Raw genomic sequence first — 18,212 nt, forward strand, 5'->3', positions numbered from 1 at the left:
ACCCACACCCGCCAATGCGACGACCACTCCGGCCGCCACGCGCAGTGCGGCCGGATTACTCCCCGGCACCCGGCGCTGCACCTCTAGCATTCTCCTCATGAGGCCTGCCTGTGGGGCAAGCCGTGGGCCCTGACATGGTGATCACGTGATCGCCTCACGGCGGCCGGTTCCCGATCTCCGCCCGCTGGTAGCCTCTGCACGTGCTGACCAGCGCAGCCGTTCTGGAATCGATCCTGCGGCTCGGTTCTTGGAAAGAGTGACGTGATCAAGCGGGTGCACATGACCGCCGGGATGGCTTTGGCAGCAGTCATAGTTTTGTCCGGATGCGGCGCCACGAAGTCGGACAAAGCGAAGTCCACTCCGCAGACCGCGTCAACCGCAAAGTCTGGCAGCGCGGTCGGCGCCCCCAGCGCCGACTCCGCGCCGAGTACCGGTGAAAGCAGCGGCAAACAGAGTGCGCAGCCAACCGCCCCTTCCACCCCCACAGCGTCCCCCTCCGCCACTGCTGCCCAGCCTCTGAAGGACGGCACCGCCGTACTCACGCACTGCGCGGACAACGACGACCCCTACGCGACCGTCACAGTTCGCAACCCAAACGGGCGCCGGGGGCTTTTCGCCGTGAAAATCAGCTACAAGACCGCAAACGGCTTCACCATGGCCGAGACCTACAACCAGGTATCGGTGCCTGCGAAAAGCAAAGCGACGGTCCGGGTGGCCGTGGCCAGCGCAGGCCCCGTGGACGAGATCGCTCGCTGTGACGTCAACCCACGGGCCACTGCCGTACGGTGACAGGCCACAGAACTCACCCCGTCCAACACGGCCTGGTCACCGCGCGGCATCAGGATTGATGCCCGCGCTCACCAGGACGCAATCTGGGGCCGTCAGCAGATGATCAACCGGCTTCGGTCACACCTGCGCGAGCACTATCCAGCCGCCCTCACCGCCTTCCTCGCCCCTCGAAAACCCGGACTCAACTACCCCCGCTTTTCGGCATCTCCTACGAGGGCGACCGACCGGATCATCGACCACCTCGGAACCCCTGGTACCCACCCGCGACCACACGGTGGCCGGGGTGTGTCAAGTTAACGGCTGATCTTGGTTGTTGAGTTATCGCTGGTCGGTGGGGGTCAGGCGGCCATCGAAGGCGATCTGGAAGGCGTTCAGGGGTGCCTTCCAGCGCATCGTCCAGCGGTGCCGGCCCTTGCCCGTCGGGTCCAGGCTCATCAGCGCCATGTAGACGCACTTTAACGCGGCGGCCTCCGAGGGGAAGTGCCCGCGGGCCCGAACCGCCTTGCGGATCCGGGCGTTCACACTCTCAATCGCGTTCGTGCTGCAGATGACCTTGCGGATTTCGACGTCGAAGGACAAGAAGGGCACCATCTCGGCCCAGGCGTCGGACCACAGCTTGATCACGGCCGGATACTTGGTGCCCCACTTCACGGAGAACTCCAAGAACTGTTCGGTTGCGGCGGCCTCGCTGGGAGCGGTGTAGACGGGCTTGAGATCCCCTGCGACCTGGGCCCAGTCCTGGCAAGCACAGTACCGGATGCTGTTGCGAATCAAGGGAACAATGCACGTCTGCACCACAGTACGGGGCCAGACCGTCTCGACCGCGTCCGGCAGACCCTTCAGCCCGTCACAGACGAGCATCAGGACATCTTCAACTCCTCGATTCTTCAGCTCGGTGAAGACCTGCAGCCAGTGCTTGGCGCCCTCACCACCGTCACCCGCCCAAATCCCGAGAATGTCCCGGGTGCCCTCGACCGTGACGGCCATCGCAACGTAGATGGGGCGGTTGGCGACCTTGCCATCGCGAATCTTGACGTTGATGGCATCCACGAAGACAACCGGGTAAACGCGGTCCAGAGCGGGGGCTGGCGAAGTGCATTCACGATGCGTGCGGTTTCTCGCCGGATCTCAAGTTCGTCTTCCAGGTCGACGAGTCTCTGTTCAGGGCTGTGCCATCGGGAGTCGGCTACGGCTCCGCCGATGCACAGACCGATCAGGACTCCGCAGAAGATGTCTGGCCCCACGAACCGGGAAGGCGTCTGCCAGTTCCACACCGTCCAGCCGACGCCGGCTAAGACGTCATCTCATTTGGTGAGTCTGCGGTAGCAGATGAGGGTGCAGGCGATGCTGGTGCAGGCCAGGAAGTGCTCGGCTTTGCGCTCGTAGCGGCGGTGCAGTCTGCGGCATCCGGCGAGCCAGGACATCGTGCGTTCTATGGTCCAGCGGTGACGGCCCAGCCGGGTCGAGGACTCGATGCCTCTGCGGGCGATGCGGTGCCGGATGCCGCCTCCCCGTAACCATCGCCGCAGGTGGTCGTAGTCGTATCCCTTGTCGGCGTGGAGTTTGGCCAGCCTGCGCCGTCGGCGTCCGCGCCGGGAGCGGATCGGCGGTATCCCCTTCACCAGTGGAATCAGCGCCTGGCTGTCGTGCAGGTTCGCCCCGGAGATCCCCACGGACAGGGGCAGACCGGTCCGCTCGGTGATCAGGTGGATCTTTGAGCCGTACTTGCCCCGATCCACAGGATTCGGGCCTGTCAGCTCCCCCTTTTCAACGCCCGCATGTTCACCGAGTCGATCGCACAGCGCGACCAGTCCAACTCACCGCGGGAGCCGAGTTCGTCGAGGACCAGGCGGTGGAGCTTGGCCCACACCCGGGCCTTCGACCACTCGGCAAAGCGCCGGTGAGCCGTCGCACCCGACGGCCCGAACGACGCGGACGGCAGCTGCTGCCACGTACAGCCCGACGTGACCACGAAGACGATTGCGGCCAGCACTTCGCGGTCGCCATGCCGGCGACGTCCACCGCCCTGAGGCCGTGATGGCGGCTCCGGCACCACACGCTGGAACAGCTCCCACAACTCATCCGGCACCAGCCGCTCAACGATCGAAACCACGACCGACAGGATAGCGAGCCAAATGAGATGACGTCTAAGTCTCCGCCGACGCCGAGGAGTGGTACGAGGCCGGCCCGGTCACCGACCTCACCGTCCGGAACAACACCTTCCTTCGCCCGTCCACCCCCGCGATCCTCGTCGCACCGAGCACCACCGACCTCGACCCCGCTCACCCCGTGCACCGCAACGTGACCATCAGCGGCAACGTCTTCTACGACGCCCACGCCCCGGTGATCCGCGCCCGCTCAGTCGGCGGGCTGACCGTCACCGGCAACCGCGTGACGGGCGCCGGCGCGGAAACCGTCACCGACGCCCATCTGGTGGCCGCCGAGGGCTGCTCGGACGTGGTCGTGGAAGGAACGACGTGACGCGCTCGCTGATCGGCTCCGCACATGTGACGCGAACGTCCCGGGGCCCGCGACCATCCTCGGCGTGACACCGATCACAGAGGTTTTGGCGCTCCCCCGTGTAAGAAACGTGTCGCTGCGCCCATTACTCCGTGTGAACGCCGGGACGGGAGGAGGGCGCGTGGCGCGTGCCGAGCACTTTCACGTGGGTCTGGGGCGGTGTGCCACCACTGCGCGGCGTCTCCCGACTCCTGCTCTCTTTTCGGGAGAGCCTGCCGCCCATGCGCCTCCACAGGCCCCGTCTGTCGGCGTCCGCGGCGGTCATCGTGTCCGCGCTCGGCGTCGCCGCCTGCCTCCACCAGCTCCAGAGCAACCGGCAGCCCTGTCGGTGACCGCTGACGGGGCCTTTCTCGCCCGGTGATCCCGGGCGGCACCACATGGCGAAGCTCGGCGACCGCGGCCCGCACCCGGTCGGCGACTTCCCCCATGGTCACGAGGTCCGCTGAGGGCCTCGTACAGGCAAGGCGGTTCGCCCGCTGGATCGGCCCGTCCGATCAGCGCTTCAGCGAACCGGTCCTTGTCTCACACCAAGACGACGGACAGGAGCCGTTTCTCATGCGCAGACCCAGATACGTCACGGGGGCCGTCGCCCTCGCCGTGGCGCTCACCTCAGGATTAGTCGGTGGAGCCGCCGCAGCGCCGCAGGGCGGTGCACACAGCGTCGGTGGCGCCGGTACTGCGAAGGCTGCGAAGGCGTCGAAGACGGTGACGCTGATCACCGGCGACCGGGTCATGGTGAACGCGACCGGCCAGGTCGTGGGGGTGAAACGGGCGAAAGGCCGCGAGCGCGTCCCGTACTCGGTCCGGAAGGTCGCCGGACACACCCACGTGGTGCCCGGCGACGCGGAACTGCTTCTGGCGACCGGCAGGTTGGACCCGCGGCTGTTCGACATGAGCGAGCTGGTGGCGGACCACTACGACGACGCACACCGTCCCGACCTGCCGCTGATCGTCACGTTCTGGGACCGGGACCGGGGAAAGCGCTCGGCGAGCATGTTCACCGAGGCCGGGGCGCAGATCGAGCGCACGCTGCCGGTCGTCAACGGGGCGGCGGTGCACTCCGCCAAGAAGCGCGGTACCGCCTTCTGGGACGCCCTGACCGGGGCCGGCACGGCGGCCGGCGCATCGGAACGCGACCGTTCCAGCGGCGGGTTCGCCGCCTCGGCGGGCGTGCGGAAGGTGTGGCTGGACGGCACTCTGCGGTCCGCCCTCGACAGGAGCGTCCCGCAGATCGGCGCCCCCACCGCCTGGGCCGCCGGCTATGACGGCACGGGCACCAAGGTCGCCGTGCTGGACAGCGGCGTGGACAAGGACCACCCGGATCTGGCGGGCCAGGTGATCGCGGAGCAGAACTTCTCCGACTCCCCCGACACCGAGGACCACTTCGGACACGGCACACACGTGGCGTCCATCGTCGCCGGGACCGGCGCCGAGTCCGGCGGCAGGTACAAGGGCGTCGCGCCCGGGGCGAAGATCCTCGACGGCAAGGTCCTCGACGACCGCGGCAGCGGCGAGGAGTCCAACGTCATGGCCGGCATGGAGTGGGCGGTGGCGCAGGGCGCCGACATCGTCAACCTCAGCCTCGGCGGTGAGGACACCCCCGGCACCGATCCGGTGGAGGAGGCGGTCGACCGGCTCTCCGCCGAGACCGGCACGCTCTTCGTCGTCGCGGCCGGGAACGAGGGGCCGGGCGAGCACACGATCGACACCCCGGGCAGCGCCGCGGCGGCGCTCACCGTCGGCGCCGTCGACAAGGAGGACCGGCTCGCGGGCTTCTCCAGCCGTGGCCCGCGGGTCGGGGACAGCGGGGTCAAACCGGACCTGACCGCGCCCGGTGTCGCGATCACGGCGGCCGCTTCCCCCGGCAGCGTGCTGGAGACGGACCACCCCTCCGGCATCCCGGGCTACGTCACCCTCGACGGCACCTCCGCGGCCACCCCGCACGTCGCCGGCTCGGCCGCCCTCGTGGCCCAGCAGCACCCCGACTGGAGCGGTGCGCGGATCAAGGCGGTGCTGACCGGTTCCGCCGAGCCCGGCGCGTACAGCTCGTTCCAGCAGGGCACCGGCCGTACCGATGTGGCCCGTGCCCTCGGGCAAGGCGTCGTCACCGAGCAGGGGCCGCTCGACTTCGGCCGGCAGGAATGGCCGCACGACGATGACGCGCCGGTGAGCAAGCAGCTCACGTACCGCAACCTGGGCACGGGGCCGGTCACGCTGGACTTGTCCGTCGACGCGCTCTCGGTCGACGGCCGGCCCGCCGCCGACGGCATGTTCACCCTCTCTCCGCAGCGGCTCACCGTCCCCGCGGGCGGCGAGGCGAGCGCCACCGTCACGGCCGACACCCGGGCGGGAACCACCGACGGCACGTTCGGCGGTGCGGTGTCCGCCGTCTCCGCCGACGGCAAGGCGAGGATACGCACCGCCGTCGGGGTGGAGCGCGAGGTCGAGATGTACGACCTGACGCTGAAGCACATCGACGAGACCGGCGCTGCCACGGGCGACGCCGTGGCCCAGGTCCAGGGCGTGGACAGCGACTTCAACGCCTCCTACGCCGACGAACAGGACGGCGAACTCACGGTCCGGCTGCCCAAGGGCACCTACTCGCTCAGCGACATGATCCACCCGGCCCCGCAGTCCCCCAGCCACGCGCTGGTGTTCCAGCCGAGACTGCGGCTGGACAAGGACACCACCGTCACCTTCGACGCCCGGCAGACCCAGCCGGTCCGGGCCACCCTGCCCGATCCGGCGGCCACGAACATCGACGCGCTGATCGCCGTCGGCTGGCAACGAGGCGAAGGCCTGGCCAAGGGCCTCTTCAGCTACAGCTACCCCGATTTCAACAGCTTCACGGTCGGGCAGCTCGGCCCGGAGCTGCCCGCCGACCAGGCCTACGCCCAGTACGCGGGCACCTGGAGCCACCAGGACGGCAGTACGCCCGTGAACTACCACCTGGCGTGGAAACGAACCGGCCGGCTCGGTGGCTTCAGCACCGAGGTCGCACCGCGGCAACTCGCAGCGGTCGACTTCCGGATCGGATCGCCCACGGCGGGAGCGCCCGTGTCCCTCTTCGCACAGCCCCTCACCCCGGACGGCCAGTTCACCTCGCTGGGCGCACCGGTCACGGGCACCCTGCCGCTGCGGAGCACCGACTACGTCCTCGGCGACGACATCAGGTGGAATGTCCTCGTCGTGGCGGGCTCCGGTCCCGACAACGAGTTGTGGACCACCAGGACGTACCGGGCCGGCCGGCACTACACCGAGCGGTTCAACGTCGGCGTCTTCGGTCCGGCCCTCGGGGAGACGAGCACCGCGCCGCCCATCCTCACTCCCGGCATCGCGCGGAGCGGCAACGTCATCCGGGCCTACCTGCCGCAGTACAACGACGGCGCCCGGCACTGGAACACACACGCCGGGACAGTGCGGGAGAGCTCGCTCCAGGTCGACGGCACGGAGGTCTCCGATCCCGGCGGCGTCTCCCCGGCCGAGGACGTCGCCCGGTACACGGTGCCCGCGAAGGACAGCACCTACAGGCTGACCCTGGACTCCTCCCGTGATCCCGCGCTCACGCCGGTCAGTACCCGGGTCAGGTCGGTGTGGACCTTCCGCTCCGCCGAGACGCCGCAGGGCGCCTGGTCCGCGCTGCCGCTGTCCGTCGTCCGCTTCACGCCCCGTCTGACGCAGGCCAGCACCGCCAAGGCGGGCCAGACGTTCGACGTGCCCTTCCACATCGAGGGCGCGGCCACGGGACACCGGCTCAAGAAGCTCGCCTTCGCCGTCTCGTACGACGACGGCAGCACCTGGCAGTCCGCCGAGGCCGTCGGCGGTACGCATCTGTCCCTGCGGCACCCGGCCGAGGCGGGGTCGGTCTCCTTGCGGGCCGAACTGACCGACACCCAGGGCAACACGCTGGTCCAGACGATCGAACGCGCCTACCTCACGACCTCGTAGGCCACCGGATCCGGGACATCGTCTGGCCGGTGGCGCCGATGCCGCCGGCCAGACGGCTGTCGGCAGCACCCAGGCGCGGAGGGCACTCGCGTTTTCGCAGATCAGTGGATTCCGGCCGTCGCACCGCATTCATCACTTCAGTTTCTGAGTTCGACAATTGACAGTTGTTGGACTTCTAGATCACTGATTTCTACAGTGAACGCGCGGCGTCGATCAGCGCCTGCTGACGGGAGAAGACACATGCGAGAACGCACTATCGGCGGTCACGTCGTCTTGGCGATCGGCCTGGGCGGCATGCCCCTTTCCATCGAGGGCCGCCCCGACGAGACCCGCTCCATCGCGACCGTCCACGCCGCGCTCGACGCGGGCGTCACCCTCATCGACACGGCCGACGCTTACCACCGCGACGCCGACGAGGTCGGTCACAACGAAGAGCTCATCGCCCGGGCCCTGCGCGCGTACGGCTCAAGTGCCGACGGCGTGCTCGTGGCGACCAAGGGCGGTCATCTCCGTCCCGGCGACGGGACGTGGACGCGCAACGGCGACCCGGAGTACCTCAAGCGCGCGGCCAAGGAGTCCGCGCGCCGGCTCGGCGTGGACGCCATCGGCCTGTACCAGTTCCACCGCCCCGACCCGGCCGTGCCGTACGCCGAGTCGGTGGGTGCGCTGCGTGATCTCCTCGACGAGGGCGTGATCCGCATGGCCGGCATCTCCAACGCCGACATCGCGCAGATCGACCAGGCCCGCGAGGTGCTCGGCGGCCGGCTGGTATCGGTGCAGAACCAGTTCTCCCCCGCGTTCCGCTCCAGCCTGGGCGAGCTGGAGCACTGCGCGCGGCTCGGCATCGCGTTCCTGCCCTGGAGCCCGCTGGGCGGCATCGCCAACGCCAAGAACCTGGCCGCGGGCCACGGCGTGTTCCAGGAGGTCGCGGACGAGGTGGGTGCCAGCGTGTACCAGGTCACCCTCGCGTGGGAACTCGCCCTCGCGCCGGTCGTCGTCCCCATTCCCGGCGCCTCCCGCCCCGAGACCATCCGCGACTCCGCGGGCAGCGCCGACCTGGTGCTCACGGCCGACCAGGTCGCCCGTCTGTCCGCCTGATCCGACCCGGAGAGAACCGTGAAGACCTTCACCCTGCCCGGCACCGACATGGTGGTGCCGAACATCGTCCTCGGACTCATGCGGATCCAGGACAAGACCGACGACGAGGTGCGCACGCTCGTGAGCACCGCCCGCGACTGCGGCATCACCTTCCTCGACCACGCCGACGTGTACGGGTCGAGCCTGCACGGCTGCGAGCGCCGTTTCGCCGAGGCGCTGAAGCTGACCCCGTCCGAGCGCGAGCAGTTCGTCATCCAGTCGAAGGCGGGCATCGTCACGGACGGGCCGTACTTCGACTTCTCCCACGAGCACATCGTCGAGTCGGTGAACGGCTCGCTCGCGGCGCTGGGCACGGACTACCTCGACATCCTGCTGCTGCACCGGCCCGACGCGCTCGTGGAACCCGAGGAAGTCGCCCGCGCCTTCGACGAGCTGTCGGCGTCCGGCAAGGTGCGCGCGTTCGGCGTGTCCAACCAGACCCCGCGCCAGCTCGACCTGCTGCGCAAGTACGTCACCCAGCCGATCGTCGCGAACCAACTGCAGCTGTCGATCACGCACGCGCCGATGATCGCGCAGGGCGTCGCGGCGAACATGCAGGGGCTGGACCAGTCGGTCGTGCGGGACGACGGCATCGTCGACTACTGCCGTCTGCACGACATCACGATCCAGGCCTGGTCGCCGTTCCAGGCCGGGTTCTTCGACGGTCCCTTCCTGGGTTCGGACCGCTATCCCGAGCTGAACGCCGTGGTCGACCGCCTGGCGGACAAGTACGGCGTTCCGGCCGAGGCGATCGCCGTCGCGTGGATCACCCGCCATCCCGCGCGGATGCAGGTCGTGCTCGGCACCACCACGCCCGAGCGGGTGGCCGCCGCGGCGCAGGGCTCGGAGCTGCCGCTCACCCGCGCCGAGTGGTACGAGCTCTTCCGCGCCGCCGGTTACACCGTGCCGTAGGGCCGTTCGGGCTCGGGCGTGCCTGCCCGGGCTCGGGCGTGCCGACTCGTTCCTGCTCGTCCTGGAGCGGATTCTTCTTCGGTGCCGGTGCCGGTGCGGGCCGCCAGGTGCGGGCCGGGACGACGAGCGGGCCGCCGGTTACCGGGTCGGGGACGACGACCGCCGGCAGGCCGAAGACCTCCTGAACGAGTTCGGCGTTGACCACCTCGTCCGGCGGGCGCTGGGCGACGATCCCGCCGGCCTTCATGGCGACGAGGTGATCGGCGTGGCGGGCGGCCTGGTTGAGGTCGTGCAGGACGGCGCCGACGCCCGGCCGCGTTCGTGGTCCAAGTGCCGTACCAGGTCCAGCACTTCGACCCGGTGGGTGATGTCCAGGCAGGTCGTCGGCTCGTCGAGCAGGAGCCGGTCCGTGTCCTGGGCGAGGGCCATGGCGATCCACACGCGCTGCCGCCGGCCGCCGGACAGCGCGTCCACTAGGTGGTCGGCGAGGTCGGCGGTGTCGGTGCGCTCCAGGGCCTCGGTGACGGCTTTCTCGTCCGCCTGCGACCACTGCTGCCACCATTTCCGGTGCGGCTGCCGGCCGCGCGCGACGAGGTCGGCGACGGTGATGCGACACGTTCCGCGCGTTGTCGACCGGTGACGGGTCCGGCGGCGGCGCACGGGAACACCGTGGACCGCCTCCTCGGCGTTCGCACGGTGTCCCCGGGGCGTACGGATCAGTGCTCCTCGCCCTCGCCTCCGCCGATACCGGTCGTCCACGAGGTGACCAGCACCCCGCCCTTGTAGATGTCGGTCGTCCCGGGGAAGAGGAAGCTCGTGCCGCGGCTGCTTCCGTCGGGCATGGCGAGGGTGAGTCCGTTGACCTGCACCTTGTTCTCCGGCAGGTCCGGGATCGAGTAGGCGACGGTCGCATGAAGGGGAGAGTCGGGGCGCAGCACCAGCGTGCCGCCCCGGCCGTTGACCGTCAGCGGGATCTTCGCGGTCTCGTCCGGTGGCGTACGAAGGGTGAGCAACGGGGTGTCGCTGAGGGTGCAGGTGATGCCGTCGTGGGCGAGCAGCGTGATGTCGAAGCTGCGATGACTGAGCCCGTAGGAGTAGCCGCCGAAGTAGAAGGAGACGTTGTCGGTACCGCAGGGCCGGACCGAGGGCTTGGGGGCACCGGGATCGGCGCTGGCGTTGGCGCTCGCCGTCGCTGAGCCGGTCAGCAAGGTGGCGCCCAGCGCGGCCGTGACCGCGACCGCCGAGACTCGGGTTCTACGCCGCATGGGAACAGGTCCTCTCTTGTCGCCCGCAGGATCGTCTGTCGTCCGGAGAGCAGTGGGTGGGAAGGAACGGGCTGGGTCAGAAGGCGCCGAGGCCGTGCGGCACACCGATGCCGGTCGGTCCGTCCCAGCCCGGTCCTGCGGTGCACAGGGAGGTGCTGACGCCGGGGTACGCGGCGCACGCGTGGTAGGTCTCGTTGTTGCCGCTCGTGATGTCCGTGAAGTCGGAGGACCGGGCCTTGTAGAGGGTGTTGGGGCCCTGCACGGAGGCGAGGTGGCCGGCCCGGGCGTACAGGCCCGCTATGTACGGTGCCGAGGCGCTCGTGCCGCCCACGATGGTCCAGTCGTTCGGCTCGCCGCTGCTCGGCGCGTAGGTGTCGTACACGGCCAGGCCGGACGCCGGGTCGGCGTCCGCGGAGACGTCCGCCGCCGCCCGGTGGCCGCCGCAGGCCGCTGCCGCCGGGGCGGGCTGGCCGGTGGCCGCGGTGAAGCGGGTTTCGCAGCCGCTGCCCGCGGACCACCAGGCGGTCGCCGGGTCCGTCGGGGACAGGGTGACGCCACCCACGGCGACCACGGAGGGCAGGTTCGACGGCCACAGCTGGTGGATGCCGCCGTTGAAGCCCTCGTCGCCGGTCGCGGCGGTGATCGCGATGCCCTTGTGCGTGAGCGCCTTCAGGATGGAGCCGCTGGTGTTGGTCACGTCCGCGGTGTAGCCGTAGCTGATGCTCACCGCGGAAGCGCCTTCGGCCACCGCGGTGTTGACGGCCTGGGCGAAGTCGCCGGTGGAGACATCGTTGTCGTCCTCGCCGTCCTGCCACGGCACGGAGATCTCCAGCAGGTGGCAGGTGGGGCATGCGGCGGAGGCCGCGTCCATGTCGAGGGCGGTCTCCAGTGCGACCGCTTCTTCGAGCGCCGCGCCGGCGCCGCTCTTCTGCGGGGCGGGCTGTTCGCCGCCGGTGTAGTCCTTCAGCGTCAGGCAGCCGGATGCCGTGTCGCAGGCGGGCAGGTGGAAGGCGGCGCGGTAGGCGGCGAGATCGGACGCGAGGTGGGGGTCCACTCCCGCGTCGATGATCGCGATGGTCGCCGTGCTCTTGGTCGTGGCGGGCAGTCCGAACGCCTTGGAGAGGTCGGCGGGGCCGTAGCCCGCGGGCGCGGCGGTGCGCAGCGGGGTGTCGCTGCCCTTCTTCTCCGTCACGACCTGGGCCGCGCACCGCGGGCAGACGGTGTGCACGCCGTGCTGGTCCAGCAGCGAACCGGACGTCACTTCCCGGCGCAGCCGGGAGACTGACGGGTCGTCGGCCGCGGTGACGGAAGTCCGCCGGGGGTCGTGGTCCGTCGGCCCGGCGGCCACGGCGTGCGATGAGGCCAGCGTCGTGAGCGCGAGGGCGGACAGCACGGCCGCCGCTCTCGCTCCGCGGGACCGCAGGCTCCGGCCCCTCGCGAGCGGAGCCGACCGGCTCCCTCCGGTGGTGTTCATGTGTGTCCTTTCTGCGTCACGTCGGTCAGGCGCGGGCGTGACACGTCGGCACCGGTCGCGGTCGGCCCGCGATCCGGCCCCGGACCGTCGTCGACACCTACCGCAGGGGGAAGGCGTTGCCCAGGCGACCCTTGGCGGCCACCCTCGCCGAGATCTCACACGTATGAGAACAGCGTCAACTTATGTGTAGGACACACCTGATGCAATGCGCACTCCCCATGCGTCCGGCCCAGGGGCGTACGGCGCCGTGCGCCCCTCCGGACACCCCCGCCGACCAGACACACATGTCGACTGCTTAGACTGCAGCAAGCGGAATCATGCTTCCGTTTCTACTCCGGCGCATCGGCCGGTGAAACGAGGGAGGACCATGGCGTCCGAGACGCGGCGCGCACACCACCAGGTCACGTTCGCGGTACTGACAGCGGGTGTCGGCGCATACGCGCTGATCCAGTCGCTCGTCACACCTGTACTGCCGACCATCCAGGCAAACCTGCACACCACCCAGGACACGGTCACCTGGGTCCTGACCGCGTATCTGCTCTCGGCGTCGGTCTTCACGCCGATCATGGGCCGGGTCGGAGACGCGATCGGCAAGGAGAAGGTGTTCGTCGCCACACTGCTCGCCCTGAGCCTCGGGTCGCTGCTGGCAGCCGTCGCCGGCAACATCACCGTGCTGATCATCGCGCGGGCGATACAGGGCATCGGCGGGGGCGTGCTGCCCGTGGCCTTCGGTATCGTGCGCGACGAGTTCCCCCCGCAGAAGGTCTCCGGCGCCGTCGGACTGCTGGCGTCCCTCACGGCGGTGGGCGGTGGCTTCGGCATCGTGCTGGCAGGGCCGCTCGTCAACGCCCTGGGATACCGCTGGCTGTTCTGGCTGCCGATGATCGTCACCTTCGCCGCGGCGCTCGCCGCACACTTCTTCGTCCCGTCGTCACCGCAGCGGACCCCGGGCCGGATCAGCTGGCAGCCCGCGCTGCTGCTGTCGGCATGGCTGGTGGCGCTGCTGGTCGCCTTCAGCCAGGCTCCGAAGTGGGGTTGGGGATCCGGACGGACCCTCGGCCTGATCGCCGCCGCCGCTGTTCTCGCCGTCGCCTGGGTGCAGGTGGAACGGCGGTCTGCCGCACCCCTGATCGACATGAAGATGATGCGGCTGCCCATGGTCTGGACCACCAATCTCGTGTCCCTGCTGTTCGGCGCCGGTCTGTACGGGGCGTTCGCGTTCGTGCCGCAGTTCGTCCAGACGCCGTCCTCCGCGGGCTACGGCTTCGGGGCTTCCACCACTCAGGCCGGACTGATCCTGCTGCCGCTCACGCTCATGACGTTCGTTCTGGGGTTGGTCGCAGGCCGGCTCGCCGGCCGGATCGGCGAGAAATCGGTCGTCCTGGTCGGGTGCGCCATCGCCGTCGCGGCCATGCTGTGGATCGCTCTCGCGCACACCTCCACCTGGCAGCTGTACCTCGGCACCGGAGTCCTCGGGGTGGGCTTCGGGCTGGCCTTCGCCACGATGTCCAGTCTGATCGTCTCCGCCGTGCCCGTCTCCCAGACCGGTGTCGCGAGCGGCATGAACACGAACATCCGGACCATCGGCGGCGCCATCGGCGCGGCGCTGATGTCCAGCACCGTCACCGCCGGCCTCGGCCCGGGCGGACTGCCCGCGGAGTCCGGCTACACCCATGGGTTCGTGTTGCTGGCAGGTGCTCTGTTCATCGCCGCCGGGGCGGCGGCCGTCATCCCGGCGACCGCTCGACGGCATCACGTCGTCGGGACGCACGCGCCGGACAAGCCGCTCGGCGTCCTCACGGAGGACGTCACCGACGGGACGATGCAGGGTTCCTGATCCACAGTGCGGACACCGACCGGGGATGAGTGCGGAACGACGATGACGGGGCAGGACAGGGGCGTCCGCCCGCTGCGGCGCGACGCGGTGCGCAACCAGCGGCAGATCGTGGACGCCGCCCGGCAGGTCGTCTCCGAGGCCGGCACCGATGCCAGCATGGAGCTGATCGCTTCACGGGCCGGTGTCGGCGTCGGCACCGTCTACCGCCACTTCCCCGGCAAGCAAGCCCTCGTGGACGAACTGATCCGGCTCATCCACGACGAACACATCGACGCGGCCCGGCGTGCGCTCGCCCGGGGCGACGGCACCGGACTGGAGGAGTTCCTCCGGGCGCTGGGCGGTTCCCTCAGCGAGCACCGAGGGTATGGCAACCAGCTCATCAGCCGTACCAGCGCCAGTCATGCGGACCGGTTGCGCGAGCTGGTAGCCGAACTGCTGGCGCAGGCACAGGAACACCGGCGGGTCCGCCCGGACATCACACTCGGGGACGTCATGACGACGGTGTGGGCGATCCGCGGCATCATCACCACCAGCGGCTCGGCGGCTCCCCACGCATGGGCACGGCACCTGGACATCCAGCTGGCGGGCATGCGCTCCACGACCCGCCCCAGCGACCGGCCCGAGGTCACCGTCCAGGAGCTCATGCGGATCAGCGGGGCCAACCGCGATCCCGACACGTAGACATCGGGCCGTCCTTGACCAGCGGGGGCTGTCCGGTCGGCGTGTGTGGTGTCCACGTGTGGGCCGGTCACGAGGCAGGCACACGGTTGTCTTGCGACGCCTCCGCCGGAGTGAGTGTCGCGCGATGTTGTCGGCCGTAACACCAATGTCGTCACATGTGGTTTACAGTCTTGCAGCCGTCCCCACAGGTATCGCGCCCGTGCAAGCCGCGGCGCCGCCCGCGAGGCCGGCGGGTGTGATGGCGGCCGGCGAGGGGGGATGTGGCGGTGGTGATGGCGGGAGCCCTGGGGAACGGTCGTCGGCTTCCGGCGCTGTCCGCGCCGCGGTTCGTGGGCCGGGACGGCGAGCTCGACGCGCTCGGGTCGGCGCTCGCGGGCGACCCCGCCGTCGTCCTGATCGAGGGTGAGGCGGGCATCGGCAAGACCCGGCTGCTGCGGGAGTTCCTCGCGTCCGAGGCGCAGCGGGGCCGGCACGCCCTCGTCGGTGCCTGTCTGGAGCTGCGGGTGCCGTACACGCTCGGCGCGGTGGTCGACGCGGTGCGCGAGGGCATCGACGACATCGGGCGGTTGCGGCTGAGCGGGCTCGCGGGGGCGCTCAGGCCGCTGTTTCCCGAGTGGTCCGACGTTCTGCCCCCTGCCCCGGAGCCGTTGGACGATGCCACCGCCGCCCGGCACCGGTTGTTCCGGGCGTTCGTCGAGGTCCTCGACCGGCTCGACGTCGCGGTCCTGGCGCTGGAGGACGTCCACTGGGCCGACGAGGCCACTCTCGAGTTCCTGCTGTTCCTGGTCTCGCGCCGGCCGCAACCGGTCGGTGTGGTGCTGACCTACCGGCGCGACGAAGTGCCCTCGTCGTCGCTGCTGTTGCGGCTGTCCTCGCGGCTGTCCCCCGATTCCCGCCTGGTGCGGCTGACGCCGCGGCCGCTGGACGTCGAGGAGACCGCCTCGTTCGTCTCGTCGATGCTGGCCGGCGGGCATGTGTCCACCGAGTTCGCGGCCTTCGTGCACGCGCGCACCGAGGGTGTCCCCCTGGCGGTGGAGGAGTCGGTGCGGCTGATGCACGACCGGGCGGACCTGATCCACCGGGGCGGCGGCTGGGCGCGGCGTCGGCTGGACCGCATCGAGGTGCCGCCGACCATCCGCGACGCCATGCTGGAGCGCGTCCAGCGGCTCGGCCCGGACACCCGTGCCGTGCTGCACGCGGCGGCGGTGCTCTCCGGCCCGGCCGATCCCGCGACGCTGCTCGCGGTGACCGGTCTGCCGCAGGAGCGGTTCGCGGCGCAGTCGGCCGACGCGCTCGGCAGTGGGCTGCTGCGCGAGGAGGGCCGGTCCGGGCAGTGGTCGTTCCGGCATCCGCTGGCGTGTTACGCGGTGTACGACGTCATTCCGGCCGTGGACCGGCGCGCCCTGCACCTGCGGGCGGGCCGGGCGCTGGAGCGGTGGCCGGTGCCGCCCGTGGCGCAGTTGGCGCGGCACTTCCGGTTGGCGGGCGAGGTCGAGGCGGCCTGCCGGTACACGGAGGAAGCGGCGGATCTGAGCACCCAGTCCGGGGATGTGGCCACCGCGGCGCTGCTGATCCACAGTCTGGTCACCACCGTCGTACTGCCCGCCGGGGTGCTGGTGCGTCTGGTGACGAAGCTTCAGTTCCAGGCGCTGTCCGGCTCCGACCCGTATGCGCCGGTCGTCGGGGCGCTGCGTACGGCGCTTTGCGGTCAGGGCCTGACGCCGGTGGTGAAGGCGTCGGTCCGCTACCAGATCGGCCGGCTGCTGATGGCGGCGGGTGAGATCGAGGCGGGCCGGGGCGAGATCCTCACCGCGCTGCCCCATCTGCCGCCCGATTCGGCGGAGATGGCGCGCGGCCGCATCCTGCTGGCGCTGCCGCTGGGCGACGCGCGGCCGGTCGCGGAGCACCTGCGGTGGCTCCGGCAGGCGCCGCCGCTGCCGGAGTCGCTGCCTTCCCTGGACCGCCTGCACCTGGCCGCGGATCGCGCTTTCGCGCTGCTCACACTGGGCGAGGAGGCCGGGTGGGACGCGGCGCGCGAGATCCCGGACGAGGTCGTCGATCCGCGGGCGGCGTCCATCGTCACCGTCGGCCATTCGAACATCGGCGAGGAGGCGATGCGGTGGGGGCGGTACGCGGAGGCCAGGGCGCGGCTCGACCGGGCCGGGGCCCTCGCCGAGCACCACCACCTCCTGCACTATCTGGACAGCATCGCCTCCACACGGGCCCACCTCGACTGGTTCACCGGCGCCTGGCCGGGGCTGGCCGAGCGGACGGCGAGGCTCCTCGACGACCACGGCGGGGTCCGGCTGAAGGACCGGTGCGAGGCGGCGCTGGTGGCGGGCCTGTTGCAGGCCGCCACCGGAGACCGGGAGGCGGCCCGAGGGCGGCTGCGGTTCGCCGGCCGCGACGACCAGCAGCGCATCGAGGCCACGGCCGCGCTGGCCCGCCTGTGCCTGGACGACGGCGACGTCGAGGAGGCGGTCCGGCTGACCGACCGGTTCGCCGAGGTCACCCTCGGCAGTGGTACGTGGTCCCGGGGCGTGGAGTTCGCTCCCGTGCGCACCGCCGCGCTGGCCGCCGCCGGGCGGCTCGGGCCCGCCTCGGACGTCGTGAACGCCCTGCGGGAGGCGCTGGGCGACCGGGACGCGCCGGCTCCCCAGGCGTCCCTGGTGCTGTGCCGGGCGATCCTGGCGGAGGCCGAAGGACAACTCGGCGACGCCGCCGCGCTGTTCCACCGTGCGGCGGCGGCGTGGGAAGCGCTGCCGCGCCCGTACGACGCCCTCCTCGCCCGGGAGCGCTCGGCGCGGTGTCTCATCGCGGCCGGGCGGGACGAGGAGGGGCTGCCGGTGCTGTCGGAGGCCGCGCGGGCCCTGTCGGAGCTCGGCGCCCGCAACGACGCCGACCGGATCGGCCGCTTCCTCGCCGGGCGGGGGCGGAACGGCCTCGGGGTGCCGCGCGGCCGGGGGCGTCCGGGGTACGGCAATCAGCTCTCGCCGCGCGAGCTGGAAGTGGCCCGGCTGCTGGTCGCGGGGATGACGAACCGTCAGATCGCCGACGCGCTGACGGTGTCGGCGCAGACCGTGGCCAGCCAGGTGAAGTCGGCGATGCGCAAACTGGACGTGGCCTCGCGCACGGCACTCGCGGTCAGGGTCGTGGAGTCGGGCCTCGTCGGGGACCCGGCGCGGCAGCCGGTGAACGACGAGTGAATGGCGGCTGCCTCGCCGACGACGACGAAAAGGCGAGGGCCGAACGGCGGGATTAAATCCCGCATCTGACCGATCGTGCCGGTCGCCGGTGCGATCGCACACTCGTGCCATGCAGTCCGCTCAATTACCGACCCCCGACCCGAAGGACGACCGGCCCGGGTCGGACGCCCGTCCTCAGGACGCATCCGTACCGGCCGCGGAGGCGCCCGTCCCGGAGGGCAGCGCCGACGTCCGCGGAGGGACGATCAGCACCGACGAGGACACCGAGTACGAGCCGCTCTGACACGCACTCCTGTACCGCGCGGCTGCGAACCCCCTTTCACACACGCGTCCATGACGTGTGCCGCCGCACGCCCCGGCCCGCCCCGGCCGAGCGTCCTCACTCGCGCTCACATCCCGATCGCTGAGGCGCCGCAACGTCGCGGCCCTGACCCGTGTCCACG

General features: G+C 70.6%; 12 protein-coding genes and 2 pseudogenes. 9 read left to right on the forward strand and 5 right to left on the reverse strand.

Going from position 1 to position 18,212, the window contains the following annotated elements:
• Positions 1 to 261: 261 nt before the first annotated feature.
• Positions 262 to 789, forward strand: coding sequence for a hypothetical protein (locus DI272_RS44180; RefSeq protein ID WP_146238340.1), 528 nt, complete (start codon positions 262 to 264; stop codon positions 787 to 789).
• Between the two features lie 318 nt (positions 790 to 1,107).
• Here the strand turns inward: DI272_RS44180 and DI272_RS17480 are convergent.
• Positions 1,108 to 1,866: pseudogene (locus DI272_RS17480) on the reverse strand (IS256 family transposase); the annotation flags it as partial.
• Between the two features lie 227 nt (positions 1,867 to 2,093).
• A protein-coding gene (locus DI272_RS17485) for an IS5 family transposase (protein WP_258314890.1) occupies positions 2,094 to 2,893 on the reverse strand; the annotation gives its coding sequence in 2 pieces (ribosomal slippage) (positions 2,094 to 2,555 and positions 2,558 to 2,893; 798 coding nt in all).
• A gap of 185 nt (positions 2,894 to 3,078) precedes the next feature.
• Between DI272_RS17485 and DI272_RS17490 the strand changes: the two genes are divergently transcribed.
• From DI272_RS17490 to DI272_RS17510, 4 genes are all read left to right on the forward strand, one after another.
• Complete coding sequence (locus DI272_RS17490) at positions 3,079 to 3,270, forward strand: hypothetical protein (protein WP_109496265.1); 192 nt, start codon at positions 3,079 to 3,081, stop codon at positions 3,268 to 3,270.
• Positions 3,271 to 3,864: 594 nt separating this feature from the next.
• Positions 3,865 to 7,257: a S8 family peptidase gene (locus DI272_RS17500; protein WP_109496267.1), complete on the forward strand. Its 3,393-nt coding sequence runs from the start codon at positions 3,865 to 3,867 to the stop codon at positions 7,255 to 7,257.
• 240 nt (positions 7,258 to 7,497) lie between these two features.
• Complete coding sequence (locus DI272_RS17505) at positions 7,498 to 8,355, forward strand: aldo/keto reductase (RefSeq protein WP_109496268.1); 858 nt, start codon at positions 7,498 to 7,500, stop codon at positions 8,353 to 8,355.
• A gap of 18 nt (positions 8,356 to 8,373) precedes the next feature.
• The gene (locus DI272_RS17510) at positions 8,374 to 9,306 is read left to right on the forward strand and encodes an aldo/keto reductase family oxidoreductase (RefSeq protein WP_109496269.1); all 933 of its coding nucleotides are present in this window, start codon (positions 8,374 to 8,376) and stop codon (positions 9,304 to 9,306) included.
• On the opposite strand, the pseudogene DI272_RS17515 reads toward DI272_RS17510, so the two are convergent.
• The 3 genes and pseudogenes from DI272_RS17515 to DI272_RS17525 form a co-directional block, all read right to left on the reverse strand.
• A pseudogene (locus DI272_RS17515) lies at positions 9,251 to 9,915 on the reverse strand (ATP-binding cassette domain-containing protein); the annotation flags it as partial. The gene DI272_RS17510 and the pseudogene DI272_RS17515 sit on opposite strands and share 56 nt — an antisense overlap.
• A 107-nt stretch (positions 9,916 to 10,022) precedes the next feature.
• Positions 10,023 to 10,571: a hypothetical protein gene (locus tag DI272_RS17520; protein ID WP_109496270.1), complete on the reverse strand. Its 549-nt coding sequence runs from the start codon at positions 10,569 to 10,571 to the stop codon at positions 10,023 to 10,025.
• Between the two features lie 76 nt (positions 10,572 to 10,647).
• Positions 10,648 to 12,045 carry a S8 family serine peptidase gene (locus tag DI272_RS17525; protein ID WP_109496271.1) on the reverse strand — a complete coding sequence of 466 codons (1,398 nt, stop codon included), beginning with the start codon at positions 12,043 to 12,045 and terminating at the stop codon, positions 10,648 to 10,650.
• 367 nt (positions 12,046 to 12,412) lie between these two features.
• Here DI272_RS17525 and DI272_RS17530 point away from each other — a divergent pair, with 367 nt between their 5' ends.
• The 4 genes from DI272_RS17530 to DI272_RS44525 all read left to right on the forward strand — a co-directional run bounded on the left by DI272_RS17530 (position 12,413) and on the right by DI272_RS44525 (position 18,052).
• Positions 12,413 to 13,882: an MFS transporter gene (locus DI272_RS17530; RefSeq protein ID WP_109496272.1), complete on the forward strand. Its 1,470-nt coding sequence runs from the start codon at positions 12,413 to 12,415 to the stop codon at positions 13,880 to 13,882.
• Between the two features lie 42 nt (positions 13,883 to 13,924).
• The gene (locus DI272_RS17535; protein WP_109496273.1) at positions 13,925 to 14,563 is read left to right on the forward strand and encodes a TetR/AcrR family transcriptional regulator; all 639 of its coding nucleotides are present in this window, start codon (positions 13,925 to 13,927) and stop codon (positions 14,561 to 14,563) included.
• A gap of 272 nt (positions 14,564 to 14,835) precedes the next feature.
• Positions 14,836 to 17,769 carry a helix-turn-helix transcriptional regulator gene (locus DI272_RS17540; RefSeq protein ID WP_146238341.1) on the forward strand — a complete coding sequence of 978 codons (2,934 nt, stop codon included), beginning with the start codon at positions 14,836 to 14,838 and terminating at the stop codon, positions 17,767 to 17,769.
• Between the two features lie 109 nt (positions 17,770 to 17,878).
• Positions 17,879 to 18,052 carry a hypothetical protein gene (locus DI272_RS44525; RefSeq protein WP_181387220.1) on the forward strand — a complete coding sequence of 58 codons (174 nt, stop codon included), beginning with the start codon at positions 17,879 to 17,881 and terminating at the stop codon, positions 18,050 to 18,052.
• Positions 18,053 to 18,212: the final 160 nt, after the last annotated feature.

Source organism: Streptomyces sp. Act143, from assembly GCF_003143935.1.
Taxonomy (GTDB): domain Bacteria; phylum Actinomycetota; class Actinomycetes; order Streptomycetales; family Streptomycetaceae; genus Streptomyces.

Coding starts and splice junctions, on each gene's coding strand:
- DI272_RS17520 (WP_109496270.1), bottom strand. CDS start 10,571: ATGCGGCGTAGAACCCGAGTCTCGGCGGTCGCGGTCACGGCCGCGCTG.
- DI272_RS44525 (WP_181387220.1), top strand. CDS start 17,879: ATGCAGTCCGCTCAATTACCGACCCCCGACCCGAAGGACGACCGGCCC.
- DI272_RS17525 (WP_109496271.1), bottom strand. CDS start 12,045: ATGAACACCACCGGAGGGAGCCGGTCGGCTCCGCTCGCGAGGGGCCGG.
- DI272_RS17540 (WP_146238341.1), top strand. CDS start 14,836: ATGGCGGGAGCCCTGGGGAACGGTCGTCGGCTTCCGGCGCTGTCCGCG.
- DI272_RS17530 (WP_109496272.1), top strand. CDS start 12,413: ATGGCGTCCGAGACGCGGCGCGCACACCACCAGGTCACGTTCGCGGTA.
- DI272_RS17535 (WP_109496273.1), top strand. CDS start 13,925: ATGACGGGGCAGGACAGGGGCGTCCGCCCGCTGCGGCGCGACGCGGTG.
- DI272_RS17505 (WP_109496268.1), top strand. CDS start 7,498: ATGCGAGAACGCACTATCGGCGGTCACGTCGTCTTGGCGATCGGCCTG.
- DI272_RS17500 (WP_109496267.1), top strand. CDS start 3,865: ATGCGCAGACCCAGATACGTCACGGGGGCCGTCGCCCTCGCCGTGGCG.